At 73.0% G+C, this 12,895-nt stretch carries 9 protein-coding genes; 2 read left to right on the top strand and 7 right to left on the bottom strand.

What is annotated here, in order from left to right; translation table 11 throughout:
* Positions 1-18 precede the first annotated feature (18 nt).
* The 5 genes from NBZ85_RS02975 to NBZ85_RS02995 are packed head-to-tail and all read right to left on the bottom strand — an operon-like array spanning position 19 to position 6,544.
* The gene (locus NBZ85_RS02975) at positions 19-1,644 is read right to left on the bottom strand and encodes a lysine N(6)-hydroxylase/L-ornithine N(5)-oxygenase family protein (RefSeq protein WP_261561474.1); all 1,626 of its coding nucleotides are present in this window, start codon (positions 1,642-1,644) and stop codon (positions 19-21) included.
* Entirely contained in the window at positions 1,641-2,846 is a 1,206-nt protein-coding gene (locus NBZ85_RS02980) for an IucA/IucC family protein (RefSeq protein WP_261561475.1), read from the bottom strand. Before NBZ85_RS02980 ends, NBZ85_RS02975 begins: the two co-directional genes overlap by 4 nt.
* Positions 2,815-3,531, bottom strand: coding sequence for an IucA/IucC family protein (locus NBZ85_RS02985; RefSeq protein ID WP_261561476.1), 717 nt, complete (start codon positions 3,529-3,531; stop codon positions 2,815-2,817). The genes NBZ85_RS02980 and NBZ85_RS02985 overlap by 32 nt, the downstream gene beginning before the upstream one ends.
* Entirely contained in the window at positions 3,528-5,093 is a 1,566-nt protein-coding gene (locus NBZ85_RS02990; RefSeq protein ID WP_261561478.1) for a pyridoxal phosphate-dependent decarboxylase family protein, read from the bottom strand. The genes NBZ85_RS02985 and NBZ85_RS02990 overlap by 4 nt, the downstream gene beginning before the upstream one ends.
* Positions 5,090-6,544 carry a diaminobutyrate--2-oxoglutarate transaminase family protein gene (locus NBZ85_RS02995; protein WP_261557328.1) on the bottom strand — a complete coding sequence of 485 codons (1,455 nt, stop codon included), beginning with the start codon at positions 6,542-6,544 and terminating at the stop codon, positions 5,090-5,092. The genes NBZ85_RS02990 and NBZ85_RS02995 overlap by 4 nt, the downstream gene beginning before the upstream one ends.
* 461 nt (positions 6,545-7,005) lie before the next feature.
* Between NBZ85_RS02995 and NBZ85_RS03000 the strand changes: the two genes are divergently transcribed.
* Complete coding sequence (locus tag NBZ85_RS03000) at positions 7,006-8,427, top strand: type III PLP-dependent enzyme domain-containing protein (protein WP_261557326.1); 1,422 nt, start codon at positions 7,006-7,008, stop codon at positions 8,425-8,427.
* An 18-nt stretch (positions 8,428-8,445) separates the two neighbouring features.
* Here the strand turns inward: NBZ85_RS03000 and NBZ85_RS03005 are convergent, their stop codons facing one another.
* Positions 8,446-9,123, bottom strand: coding sequence for an ATP-binding protein (locus NBZ85_RS03005; RefSeq protein ID WP_372517741.1), 678 nt, complete (start codon positions 9,121-9,123; stop codon positions 8,446-8,448).
* A gap of 340 nt (positions 9,124-9,463) precedes the next feature.
* A complete protein-coding gene (locus tag NBZ85_RS03010; RefSeq protein ID WP_261557325.1) occupies positions 9,464-11,581 on the bottom strand; it encodes a SpoIIE family protein phosphatase in 2,118 nt (705 codons plus the stop codon).
* Between the two features lie 174 nt (positions 11,582-11,755).
* Between NBZ85_RS03010 and NBZ85_RS03015 the strand changes: the two genes are divergently transcribed.
* A partial coding sequence (locus tag NBZ85_RS03015) for a HAMP domain-containing protein (RefSeq protein WP_261561480.1) occupies positions 11,756-12,895 on the top strand: 1,140 nt, incomplete at its 3' end.

Genomic DNA, 12,895 nt, shown 5'->3' on the forward strand with positions numbered 1-12,895 from the left:
CGGCAGGAGGGCGGACGGTCAACGGTCGCCCTCGCCAAGCATGACGGGATGCCGCCGCCGCACCGCCCGATCGGAGTCCACGTCCGCCGCGGCATCGGGCTCCCGGAGTCCCCCACCGTCGGCCGTGGTACCGGTGGCGGGGGTGCCGCGCCCGGCCGGGCCGGTCGTCGTGGTCGTCGTCGCTGTCCGTGGCGCGTGGTGGGACCCGCCCGTGCGGGGAGGCGCGCCGAAGGTCGTGAACGCCGACGGCGGTGGCAGTCGGTACGCGTGCCCCCCGGTCAGGTCATCGAGGATGACCGCAGCCCGCCAGGCACCCAGGCCGAGATCGGGAGCGCCGACCCCATGGGTGTGCAGCTCGGCGTTCTGGACGTACAGGTGTCCGGTCAGGCCCGGATCGGTGGCGATCCGGTAGCGGGCGTCGATCTGGAACCGTCCGGCGCCGTCGAGTGCCAGCAGCCCGGCGACCGGGTCGAGCAACGCCGGACGGCGGGCCGCGTACCCGGTGGCCAGCACCACCGCGTCCGTGGTCAGGGGGAAGGTTCGGTCCTGATCGCGGTGGCGGCAACCGAGCGCGATCTCTCCCCGCCCGTCGTCCAGCGATGCCGACTGCACCGACACCCCCGGCATCAGCGTCGCCGCCTCGTCGCCACCGTCGATCGTCCGTTCGTAGAGCAGGTCGTAGATCTGCGCAATGGTGTCCGCATCGATCCCCTTGTACAGCTGCCACTGCGCCGGGACGAGAGCGTCCCTGCGGCCTTGCTCGAGCCCGTGGAAGTAACGGATGTGGTCGGGGGTGAACTGTTCGAGACCCAGCTTCGAGTACTCCATCGGGGCGAAGGCGGGGGTGCGGGTGATCCAGGTCAGGTGCTGCGTCGCCGTCTGCTGGTTGCGCAGCAGGTCGGCGAACACCTCGGCGCCGGACTGGCCCGATCCGACCACGGTGATGTGGGGCAGCCCGGCCAGCGATGCGCGCCGCTGGCGGTAGTGCGCCGAGTGGAACACCCGGTCGCTCGAGACTCCGGCGAAGGCTGGTGGCGTGATCGGCTCGGTGCCGATCCCGAGCACCAGATGCCTTGCCGTGACCACCCGGGTGGACCAGGTACCAGCCGACTCGGAGGCCTCGCCGCGCGCCGCTTCCGCAGGCGGCGGCGTCGTCCGCGTGACCACGATGCGAAACAACCCGGCGTCGGGATGCCAACGGACCGCTTCCACCCGGGCGCCGAAATGGGTGGATTGCAGGCCCTCGGCGACCCACCGGCAGTAGGCGTCGTACTCCCGGCGGGGGATGTGGAAGCGTTCGTAGAGGTAGAAGCGGAAGAGCCGGTCGTGCGCCCGCAGGTAGGACAGGAACGACCAGGGGCTGGTCGGATCGATGAGAGTGACCAGGTCGGCGAGGAACGGCACCTGCAGGGTCGTGCCCTCCAGCAGCAGCCCGGGATGCCAGCTGAACGCCGGCGCCTGCTCGAAGAAGGCGGCCCGCAGGCCGGGGAGCCCATCGGCGAGCGCGGCCAGCGACAGGTTGAACGGGCCCAGCCCGACCCCCACCACGTCATAGTCCGGGGTCTCCGGATGGGGGAGGCCGGGCGCCGCGACCGCGGTCCGCGGCGGCTCGTCGCGGGATGCGAGCGGGATGCGGGACGTCACGGGGCGGCCTCCAGCAGCGGGTTCGGAATCTGTACGTAGACCGACTGGGTGGCCACTGGTCCGATCAGCTCGTCGCGGCCGTCCACGCAGGTGCGCAGGTTGCCCTTGCTGGGCAGGGTGGGGGACGTCAGGAGGGTGGCGAGCAGCCGGCGCCGGACGGCGGGTGGCCCGGCCGGGCCACGGTCCGACCGGGCGTCCGCGTCCATCCGGGACAGCAGGTCGCGTGCTCGCCCGAGCAGGCGGTGTTCGTCGGCGACGCCGGCCGCGCCCAGGGCTCCGCCCACGGCGAAGACATTGTTCACGAACAGGTAGTAGATGATGCGCTCCGCCACCAGCTCGTCGTCGAAGATCACGTCGAGGTTCGTGGCAAAGTCGGTCAGCAGGCGTTCCGTGGCCGAAGCGGCCGAGGCGGCCACGTAGTAGCCCTGGCTGTCGCGATACCACCCGGCCACCGGCCAGCCGTCGGCGTCCAGCGTGACCAGGGTGTTCTGCAGATGCGCCTCGACGCCCACGCCGAACTGCAGGTAAAGGTCCAGCACGGGGGCTGCGAGCACGGTCAGGTAGCGCTCGAACCAGGTCTCGGCGAGTACCCGGACGGGTTCGTGCCGCCGGTCGGCCAGCCGGGTGAGCAGCCGGGGAAGCATCGCCGCCCGAGACCGCCCGCGGCTGTCCGCCGCCCGATCGGGCCGGGGCGCGACCAACGCCGCCATGCTCACCGCCCGGTCGGTCGGGCCGAAGGGGTTCGTCCGGATGGCGGTCGCCAGCGCCACCGCACCGTCGTCGCCGCCGCCGGATGCCTCGGCCGACCCGGGGATGCCCAGCCGGTCAGATCCTCTGGACGGCGGGCGGTGGTCTGGACGGGTCACCGCGACCCAGTCGGGCTCCCCGATGAGGTGGAAATCCGGATGCCGCGCGGTGAGAGCGGCGCCGAGGCCCGCGTCGACCAGCCTAGTGATCATCTCTGCGAGTCGGAGCTCCCCGAGGTGCAGGACTCGGCGCGAGTTGGTGATGCGCAGGCCCAGGGAGAACTTGAGCATCACCCGGCTGTCCGGCCGCCAGACGGTACGCAGCGAAGACGTTGGGTACCACCACGGGCCCGACCTGCCGAGGTCGATGAGGCGCCCGTCGGCGAGCAGCTGGGCAAGCGGGCCGTCCGCACCATCGGTGAGTTCACGGGTCTGCTCCGATCGGGCGGTACCCACCCGTCGCGCCGGGGCTGGCGTCGCCGCCGAACAGCTCGGCCAGCAGGCGCGTGACCGGGCGTCGGCCTCCCGGCAACTGCGCTGCGGGGCTGTCTTCCGCCGCCGGGGCACCCGACGTCGACACCACCGAGGGATGCGCGGCGAACCAGTGAAGTGCGAAGTAACCGGCCCGTTCGGGGGAGTAGACGGCCATCGCCTCGTCGGATGCCCCCTGCCTGCTCGCCGCGGCTGGGTGGAAGGGATGGCCCGTGAGCGACGCCTGCTCCGCGGCCAGGAACGGGGGGACGGCGCTCGGGTGCCCGCCGGTCCGCCGAGCGTCGAGATGGGCGGCGATCCGGCGCGCCGAATCGATGATCCGGCCCAATGCCTCGGTTCCGTGAGCGGCGGGCAGCCCCTGTTCCGCGGTGATCTCACGCACGAGGAGCGTGGCGAGCAGGCCGGCATCGACGGGCGACGGCGCGCTCGCCGGGGAGACCAGTTCGGGCTGGGTGAACCGGTGCCACCCGGACGGCGAGCGGTGGGTCACCATCGCCCGAATGGACAGGCCTGACGCCGGCAGCCCGACGTCGATCGTGCGGGCGTCGGCGTCCGGCCGGGCGCCGGTCTCCCGCAGCCAGCAGCGCAGGAGGGTCTCGGTGACGAGGTCATCGGCGACGGTGGCGGCCGTGGGCTGGTCCGCGGTCACGGGATGTTCCCGGTGCCGTCATCGCCGTACCCGCCGGCGAGTTCGTCGCCGGTCGCGGCAATCAGGCGGAGCAGCGCGTCCACGTCGGCCCGGGTGGCGTTGGGATTCAGCAAGGTGAGTTTCAGGTGCACGGCCCGATCGGGCCCCACGCGGGTCCGGCCGACCACCGCGCGCCCGTCGAGCAGCAGTGCGCGGCGGATCGCGTCGTTGAGCTGGTCCGGCCGTTCGGCGGTGCACGCCGCGGCCGAGCCGGTGACGCCGGCCTGTGGGTGGTAGCGGAAGACGACCGTGGTCAGGGTGACGGGAAAGGCAGGCTCGAGGCGGGGATCGGCCTGGACCGTCCGTTCCGCGTGCCGGGCGAGATCGTGGCAGGCGTCGACCAGGGCGCCCAGCCCGTCCCGGCCGAGCGCGCGCAACGTCACCGCGATCGGGAAGGAGTCCGCACGGCGGGTGGTCCGCAGGGACCGGTCCAGGAGGCTGGGAAAACCGGCGGCCTCGTCGTCCTCGGATCGGAGGTAGTCCGCCTGGGCGGCGCGCAGGCTGGGCCACCCGTCCGGGCGGGGCGTCAGGAAGACGCCGGCCGGAGCCGGTTGCCAGCCCAGCTTGTGCAGGTCCAGAGCGACCGAGTCGGCGAGCGCGACCCCGTCGAGATGGGCGGCCAAGCGGTCGGAGAACAGCGCACCGCCGCCGTACGCCGCGTCGACGTGTAACCAGCCGGACGAGGCGGGATGGCCCGTTTCGGCCGGTGCAGCCGAGGACGGCCGCCTGCGTAGCCGACGGCGATGCTCCTCGACCGCAGCCGCGATCTCGCGCAGCGGGTCGACGGCGCCGGCGTCGGTGGTGCCCGCCGTGGCCACGACGACGACGGGCCCGGCATGCTCGGCGAGCGCCTTTCGCAGCAGGTCGACCCGCATCCGGTCCTGGTCGTCGGTGGGGATCGCCGCGACCGGCGGGGTGTCGATGCCCAGCACGGCGGCGGCGCGATCAACCGAGAGGTGCGCGGCGGTGGAGCGGAACACGCGCAGCCGCCCGTTCGACGCCAGCCGCCCGTTCGACGCGGCGTCCCGCGCGAGGAGCAGGCCCATGAGGTTGGACTCCGTGCCGCCGGTGGTGATCGTGCCGGCGGCCTGATCCGGGTCGAAGCCGGCCAGTTCGGCGAGCGCCGCGACGACCTCCGTCTCGATCGTGGTCGCGGCCGGAGCCTGATCCCAGGAGTCCAGGGACGGGTTGAGGGCGCTCACGGCGAGGTCGGCGGCGACCGCCACGGGCAACGGCGGGCAGTGCAGATGGGCGGCGCACCATGGGTCCGCCGGATCCGCCGATCCTGCGGCGAGAGCCTCCACCAGTCCGGTGATCGCGGCTGCGGCTCCGATCCCGGTCCTGGGGAGCAGGCTGGTTCGATCGGGCGATGCGCCGAGGGCGGCCTGAACCGCCGCGCGGACCCGGGACGGTCCACCGGCCGGCAGCGGTCCGCCGCGTCGGCGCCGGCCCTCGGCCAGCGCCGTGAGGGTCATCCCGACGAGCTCGTCCAGGCCCGGCTGGGGCTGCGGCACTTCTCTCACCCGGCCTCGCGACCGATGGGCGGGATGGGCGCGACAGTGAGCCGCCGCACGGCGGCGTCGATGGCGTCGGCCAGGATCGACAGGGCGCGTGCGGCCTCCTCATCGCCGATGATCAGGGGGGGCAGGAACCGGATGACCGCTCCGTGCCGGCCACCGAGCTCGATGATCAGTCCGCGGCGAAGGCACTCGGCGCGGACCAGGGCGGCAAGCCGGGGATCGGCGGGATACGCGCCGACGGCGTCCGCCGTACCGGTCGGATCGACCAGCTCGGCGCCGAGCATGAGCCCGCGGCCGCGGACGTCCCCCACATGCGGCCGGTCCCGGGCGAGATGGTCGAGGCCGGCGAGCAGGCGGGAGCCCAGGCGGGCGGCGCGTTCGTCGAGCCCGTCACGACGCACCCGGCGCAGCGTGGCGCGCCCGGCGACCATCGCGAGCTGGTTGCCGCGGAAGGTGCCGGTGTGCGCGCCGGGGGCCCAGACGTCCAGCTCGGCCCGGTAGGCGATCACGGCGATCGGCAGTCCGCCGCCGATCGCCTTGGACATCACGACGATGTCAGGGGTGATCCCGCTGTGCTGCGCGGCCCAGAACCGCCCCGTGCGCCCCACCCCGGTCTGCACCTCGTCGAGGATGAGGGGGATGCCGCGTCGGCGGGTGATCTCCCGGACGGCCCGCAGCCAGCCGTCCGGCGCCGGGATCACGCCACCCTCTCCCTGGACCGCCTCCACGATGAGGCCGGCCGGGTCGGTGACCCCCCCGAGCGGGTCATCCAGCAGCCGTTCGATGTAGCGGAGGGACAGCTCCGCCCCGTCCAGACCGGCGGCGCGGTCGGGCGCCGACCCCACCCCGAAGGGGCACCGGTACGGATAGGGGAAGGGGAGCCGGACGACGGAGCCCACGGGCGGCAACGGGTTCTTGACGGCGACGTTCCCGGTCACCGCCAGTGCTCCCGCGGTCATGCCGTGATAACCACCGGTGAATGCGAGCATGGTCTGGTTCCCGGTTGCCGTCTGGGCCAGCTTGATGGCCGCCTCCACCGCGTCGGCCCCGCTCGGACCGCAGAAGTGCAGCTTGACGTCGCTGCCCAGCCCCGGCGGCAGGCTGGCCCGTAGTTCCTCGACGAACGCGTCCTTCTCGGGGGTGGCGAGATCCAGGGTGTGCAGAGGGGCGCCCCGCGCGAGCGCCGCGGTGATCGCCTGGACCACGTCCGGATGGTTGTGACCCAGCGCCAGGGTGCCGGCACCGGACAGGCAGTCCAGGTAGCTCCGGCCGTCCGCGCCGACGATCGTGGCCCCCTGTGCGCGGACCGGCACGATCGGGAGGGTGCGCGCGTAGGTCCGGGCGGAGGACTCCCGTTCGCGCTGCCGCGCGAGGATGGCGGCGGGATCCATTGCTGGAGAGTCCCGATCGATGCTGGTTCCGTCGCTGATGCCGTTTCGAGCGGAAATCGTCATTGCGGGCGACTCCCTTTCGAGCAGGAGCTGTTGAGGAAAGCCTAACCTAAGTCGACCCTCCAGCCGTTGCCCCGCACTTGGATACGGTCGCGTCTGGCGCCATCGGCGGATCTCTCCATGGTCCGCCTGGTTGCCCTGCATCGTTGCGGAAATGCTGCTCCCGGCGCCTGCGGCCGGCGTCCCCTCCGGGCGGGCAGTGTCCCAACGCACACCCGGAAGGTGGCATGCCGACCCCGATGCGGGGCCCACGCGCCGCCGGTGCGGTGGCCGATTCAACCTCGTCCACGCGGGCTAAGCACCTTCGCCGGACAGGCATGGCGGCTTTCGCCGCCGGCGAGCGTTGGCCCGCTTCGATCACGATGGGTGCATTTGTTGCATGAAATGCGGCGGATTGGCCACTGTGGGAACCGCCGCGGTGGTCCGGTCGGCCGGATGCCCCGGCCGCGGGGAGGGGAGCTCGAATGGATCTTCCGCCGTCGGCGGCTCCACTGCAGGCCCTGCCCGCTGGACGCCTTCCCGCCACGGTACTCGCGGCGGTGCGCGAGGAGCCCGAAGGCGCGGAAGAGATCAGCGCCTATCTCTACGACCCGGCTGTCGCCGCCCGTAACGCGACGGCGCTGCGGGCCTGCCTGCCCAGCTGGGCGAGGATCTGCTATGCGGTGAAGGCCAACGGCTTCCCGCCGGTGCTCGACGCGCTGCTGCGAGGCGCCGCCGTCGCCGGAACGGGTGGGGGCCTCCCGGCCGCCGGAGCCGACCCGACCGCACTCGTTTCCCGCCTCGGCGGGGTGGACGGTTTCGAGGTCTCCTCGGTACGTGAGATGCGCCTGGCCCGGGAAGCCTGTGGCCGGGTGGTCCCCGCCCGATCGCCCTACCTGGTTGCGTCCGGTCCGGCGAAGTCGGTCACCCTGCTGACCGCGCTGGTCGAGTCCGGCGTGTCCATGGTCAACGTCGAGAGCCCGGTCGAGCTGCGGCGGTTGGAGACAGTGGCGGCGCGGCTCGGCCGGCGGGTCGCCGTGACGGTGCGGGTGAACCCGGCGCGGGTCGCCCTCTCGGGTTCCCTCCAGATGGGCGGGCGGCCGAGCGCGTTCGGGGTCCCCGAGTCGGAGGTGCCGGCCGTGCTGGGCCTGGCGAGGAGCCTGCCTCATCTGGACGTGGCCGGACTCCATGTCCACGCAGTGTCCGGCAATCTCGACGCCGCCGCCCATCTGGACTACGTCCGCTGGTGTCTTGAGTTCGCCGACCGCTCGGCCGCCGACGCCGGGATCGATCTGCGGGTGGTCGACGTGGGCGGGGGATTCGGCGTGCCGTTCGAGCCGGACCGGCGCGGCGAGCGGCCCTTCGACCTGGACCGCTTCGGGGAGGGGCTCGCGCGGCTCCCGGTCCCGACCGACGTCGAGATGCTCTTCGAGCCGGGCCGGCTGCTCGTGGCCGACTGCGGCTGGTACGCCGCTGAGGTGATCGACGTCAAACGCTCCTACGGGACCGATTTCGTCGTGCTGCGCGGCGGCATCCACCATTTCGCCCTGCCGACCTCCTGGGAGATCGTGCACAACTTCGCGGTCGTGCCCAGGAGCGCGCCGGCCGCCACCAGCAGCCCGGACCGCCGTCCCGGGGAGGCGTCGACAGGGGGAGCCGACGGCGTCGCGGAGGGCGGCGTGGCAGAAGGATGGAACATCGACACCTCCGGCCGGCCGGTCACTGTGGTGGGCGAACTGTGCACGCCAGAAGACACGCTTGCCCGCGACATCACCGTCGGCGCGGTGCGACCTGGCGATGTCATCGTGTTTCCGATGGCCGGCGCCTACGGCTATGAGTTCGCGCTCGCGGACTTCCTCGGCCATCCCCGACCCCACCGCATCGTGCTCGGGGAACGGGGCAGCTGACTGCTGCTGCGGGGAGGTTCAGAACAGTCGTGCGACGATCTTGCTGTCGTCCTGGCCGTCGTCCGGCCGGGAGTCGTGGGGCCGGATCCTGGCCGAAGGCCGCCGGGACCCGTTCGGGGAGCCGAACGAGGCCGCCTGGATCGCCGTTGGCGAGTCCCTGCGGGCGGTGGGCGAGAACGGGGCGGCCCGTGGGGAGATGAGCGGCGGCGTGCGGGGCGGCGCCGACGACAGCGAGGTGGCTCGACCGGGCCGCCTGCCGGGCGGGGAGTCCGCCGGAGGGGCCTGGGTGCCCGGGATGGGATGCGCCTGGTCGGACGTTCCAGCGGGCGCCGGTCCGAGGCCGCCGTCGTGGGGGGCCGTCGCCGTGACCGCGCCGTCCCCGACGGGGGCGGGCGTGTGCGGCACCGGCAGGTCGAACCAGAGGTACTTGCCCGACTCCGCGATGACCGTTCCCCAGCTGCCGGCGAGGGCGTCGAGGACAAGTAGGCCGCGGCCGCCCTCCGCGTCGGGCGCGGCCGTGCGCCGCTGCGGCAGGACGGTCGAGGTGTCCGAGACGGAGGCGTGGATCAGCCCGGGGCGCATCTCGATGAGCAGCCACAGCGGCGGCTGGCCGTACTTGACGGCGTTGGTCACGAGTTCGCTGACGAGCAGCTCGGCGGTGCCGCGGACGTCCTCCGGGAGCTGCACCAACCGCATGCCCTCCCGCAGGACCCGACGGGCCTGGGGAACGGCCGAGGGGAGATAGGGAAGCTCGGCGAGTATGTGGGTCGCGGGTGGGCATCGAGAGGTTGCCTGCCGAACCACGGCCATCGGAACCAAAGACGCGCTCATCTACCACCAAGCCTGAACAACGAGGACATCGCTCATCGTGTACCCGCTCAGGGCGGATTGAAGCCTCGGAATTCCGATCGCACTCCTTGGAGCGATGCCCACTCGTCATCCGATCATGCCGCAACCGCCGGACCTGCGGTTATGGCCGGCCGACCGGCTTCGGTGCCGTCGGGCGTGATGGTCGCCGCCACCAGGTGGGGGCCGGTCAGCCGGGTACCCTCGCGACCAGGATCGCGACGTCGTCGCGCAGGTTGCCACCGGCGAAGCGCTCGGCCACGGCGAGCACCCGGTCGGCGATGCCCTGCGCCGACAGTCCCGCGCACCCGGCGACCGCCGCCAGCAGCCGTTCCTCGCCGAGCAGGTCGCGGCCGTCGCGGGCCTCGATCACCCCGTCGGTGTAGAAGACCAGCGATTCGCCGACGCCGAGGGTGACGTCGATGCCGGGGAAGGAGACCTCGTCGTCGTCGAGCACGCCGAGCAGGGTGCCCGGCCGGCCGACGAACGAGGCATGGCCGTCCGCGTGCAGCACCACCGGCTGGGGGTGCCCGGCGAGGAACAGCCGCAGACGGATCCCGGCGGGCTGCGCACCGCCGGCCGCCGGGGCCGGGTCGGGCGCACTGGCCGGGCCCGTGATCGACGCCGCGGCCAGGGTGCAGAACCGGCCCTGGCCGTTGGGATGTGCGGAGGCGGCGTCGCGCAGTGTCCGGTTCAGTTCGAGCAGGACCTCGCCGAGGTCGGTGCCGCGGCCGGTGAGCAGCCGCAGGACGGCGCGGGCCACCCCGGTGACGGTCGCGGCCTCGGCGCCCTTGCCGCAGACGTCGCCGATGGCGATCGTCCAGCCCAACGGGCCCCACAGCAGGTCGAAGAAGTCCCCGCCGACGTCGAGGCCGGCCGACTGCGCCGCGCCGTAGGCGGAACCGAGGTCGAGGCCCTCGATCATCGGCAGTTCCGGTGGGCGCAGCCCCGCCTGCAGCGTGCCGGCGAGCTCCACCTGTCGGCTGTAGAGACGGGCGTTGTCGATGGCGAACGCGGCCCGGCGGGCGAGGTCGGCGAGCAGGTCGATCTCGTCGGCGGCGAAGGCGTTGCCCTCCGGGCGCCCGAGGGCGAGCACACCGAGGACCCGGCGGCGGGCCTTGAGCACCATCACCATGGCCGGGCCGCCGAACGCGGTCAGCGAGTGCACCCGGTCCCCGCTGGCGGTGCGCACCGCGGCCATCAGCACACCGCCCGGGTCGGCCGCCGCCACGCCCAGCGCGCCGGCCATGCTCTCCTCGGCGTGGGCCGCCGACCACAGCGCCGGATCGGCGTTCTCCCGGTGCAGGTAGACCGCGCACCACTGCGCGAGTCGGGGGACGGGCAGCCGCGCCAGCAGGGCCAGCGAGTGGCCGAGTTCGAGGCTGCCGGCGAGCAGGTCGGACGCCTCGGCGAGGAACGACAGCATCCCGATCCGGCGCTCCTCGGCGCGGCGCATGTCGCCGCCGCCGAGGGCCAGCGCCATCCACCGGGTCGCCAGCCGGATGCGGTCGACGTCCAGTCCGGCCAGGCCCGCCCCGGGTGCCGGCCACAGCAGCAGCTCGCCGAGGCTCGACTGGGTCGGATCCAGCGGGAACGCGACCGCCTCCTCGTCCTCGCCGACGACGCCGAGGGTGGCCACGGTCTCGACCCGACCGCCGTCGCGCCCGGGGCGTCGCACCAGCCCGGCGGTCACGGTCAGCGCGTCGACGAGCTGCGCGAGCAGCTCGTTCACCTCGCCCTCGGCGGTCAGGGCGCGGGCGGTGTCGCGGGCGATGAGCCGCGGCGGGCGGCTCTGGGCCGGCACGGTCACCCCAGCGTCGTCCTCGGCGGAGGGATCCTCCGCCGAGGCGTTTGCGGTGGTGAGCCGGAACCAGACGGTCTTGCCGCCGGGGCGGTGCTCGGTGCCCCAACTCGTCGCGAGCGCGTCGACGAGGGCAAGGCCGCGGCCGTCCTCGCGCAGCCCGTCGAGGCCGAAGTCGGCCTCCTCGGAGAACGCCGACGGCGGGCGCGGCACGTCCACCTTCTTCACCCGCGCCATGCCGATGCGGACCGGGTGCCGGTCGGCGACGCCGACGCGCACGCCGCTGCCCTCCTGGCGGACGTCGACGGTGGCCGCGGTGCCCGCATGCACGACGACGTTGGTGACCAGCTCGGTGACGAGCAGGAGCGCGGAGTCGAGCAGGTCGTCGTCGAGCCGGCCGCGCAGCGTCTCGAGCACGAAGCGCCGCGCGGACCGGGGTGAGTCGGGCGTCGGCGGCAGCGTGATGGCATGTGTCGGCGTCGTCGGACCCCCTCCTACGCCATTCATGTCGCTCAGTCTCTCCTGCGTTGTCCATCGTGAGGCGGATACTGGCGGCTGGTGTCACCTGTCCACCGACGCCCGCCCACGCCGGTGCCCCGAGGAGACCGCCCCTGGCCCGGGCTCCTCCGCCCGGCCCGTCGTCCGAGACGATCGTGCCGACCGAGCTCAGGTAGGAGACCGATGAGTTCCACTGACGACCAGCAGGCCCCGGCCCGCCGTGATCCTGTCGCACCCGGCGGTGACGCTATCGCGACCATCGTCCCCCATGCGACTCGCGACGTGGACGAGACCCGGGCATCACGCACCTCGTCGGATGAGCTGATCGCCGATCTCCTGCACGGTCTGACGAGGTTGTGCGAGGGCGACTTCTCCACCCGCCTGCCGGCCCGGGAGGGGTACGCCGGCGAGGTGGTGCGCAAGTTCGACGAGCTGGCCGCCATCCAGGAGCGCCACGCCGGCGAACTGGCCAGAGTCAGCAAGGTGATCCGCCGCGACGGGCGGCTCACCCTGCGGATGGAGGACCTGGGCCACCCCGGCGGCTGGTCGGACATGACTCAGGCGGTGAACTCCCTCATCGACGACCTGGCCCGCCCGACCCATGAGGTCGCCCGGGTCATCGCTGCGGTGGCCGAGGGCGACCTGTCCCAGCATATGGCGCTGGAGATCGCCGGCCAGCCGGTGCGCGGGGAGTTCCTGCGGATCGGCACCACGGTGAACACGATGGTGGACCAGCTGTCGTCGTTCGCCGACGAGGTGACCCGGGTGGCCCGGGAGGTCGGCACGGAGGGCAACCTGGGCGGGCAGGCCAAGGTCAAGGGTGTCTCCGGGGTCTGGCGGGACCTCACCGAGTCGGTGAACTCGATGGCGGGCAACCTGACCAGCCAGGTCCGCAACATCGCCCAGGTCACCACCGCGGTGGCGCAGGGCGACCTGAGCCAGAAGATCACCGTTGACGCCCGCGGCGAGATCCACGAGCTCAAGTCGACCGTCAACACGATGGTCGACCAGCTCTCCACGTTCGCCGACGAGGTCACCCGGATGGCCAAGGAGGTCGGCACCGAGGGCAAGCTCGGCGGCCAGGCGCAGGTCAAGGGTGTCTCCGGGGTCTGGCGGGATCTGACCGACTCGGTCAACGTCATGGCCGGCAACCTCACCACCCAGGTGCGCAGCATCGCCGAGGTCGCGGCGGCGGTGGCCCGCGGCGACCTGACCCGGCAGATCACCGTCGACGCCCGTGGTGAGGTCGCCGGTCTCGCCCACACCCTGAACACGATGGTGGACCAGCTGTCGTCGTTCGCCGACGAGGTGACCCGGGTCGCC

It is taken from the genome of Frankia tisae, from assembly GCF_025403405.1.
In the GTDB taxonomy this organism is placed as follows: Bacteria; Actinomycetota; Actinomycetes; order Frankiales; family Frankiaceae; genus Frankia; species Frankia tisai.

Bases quoted from the DNA above. Each gene is read 5' to 3' on its own strand.
- NBZ85_RS03010 (WP_261557325.1), bottom strand. From the start codon at position 11,581: ATGAATGGCGTAGGAGGGGGTCCGACGACGCCGACACATGCCATCACG.
- NBZ85_RS02995 (WP_261557328.1), bottom strand. From the start codon at position 6,544: ATGACGATTTCCGCTCGAAACGGCATCAGCGACGGAACCAGCATCGAT.
- NBZ85_RS03005 (WP_372517741.1), bottom strand. From the start codon at position 9,123: ATGCGGTTGGTGCAGCTCCCGGAGGACGTCCGCGGCACCGCCGAGCTG.
- NBZ85_RS03000 (WP_261557326.1), top strand. From the start codon at position 7,006: ATGGATCTTCCGCCGTCGGCGGCTCCACTGCAGGCCCTGCCCGCTGGA.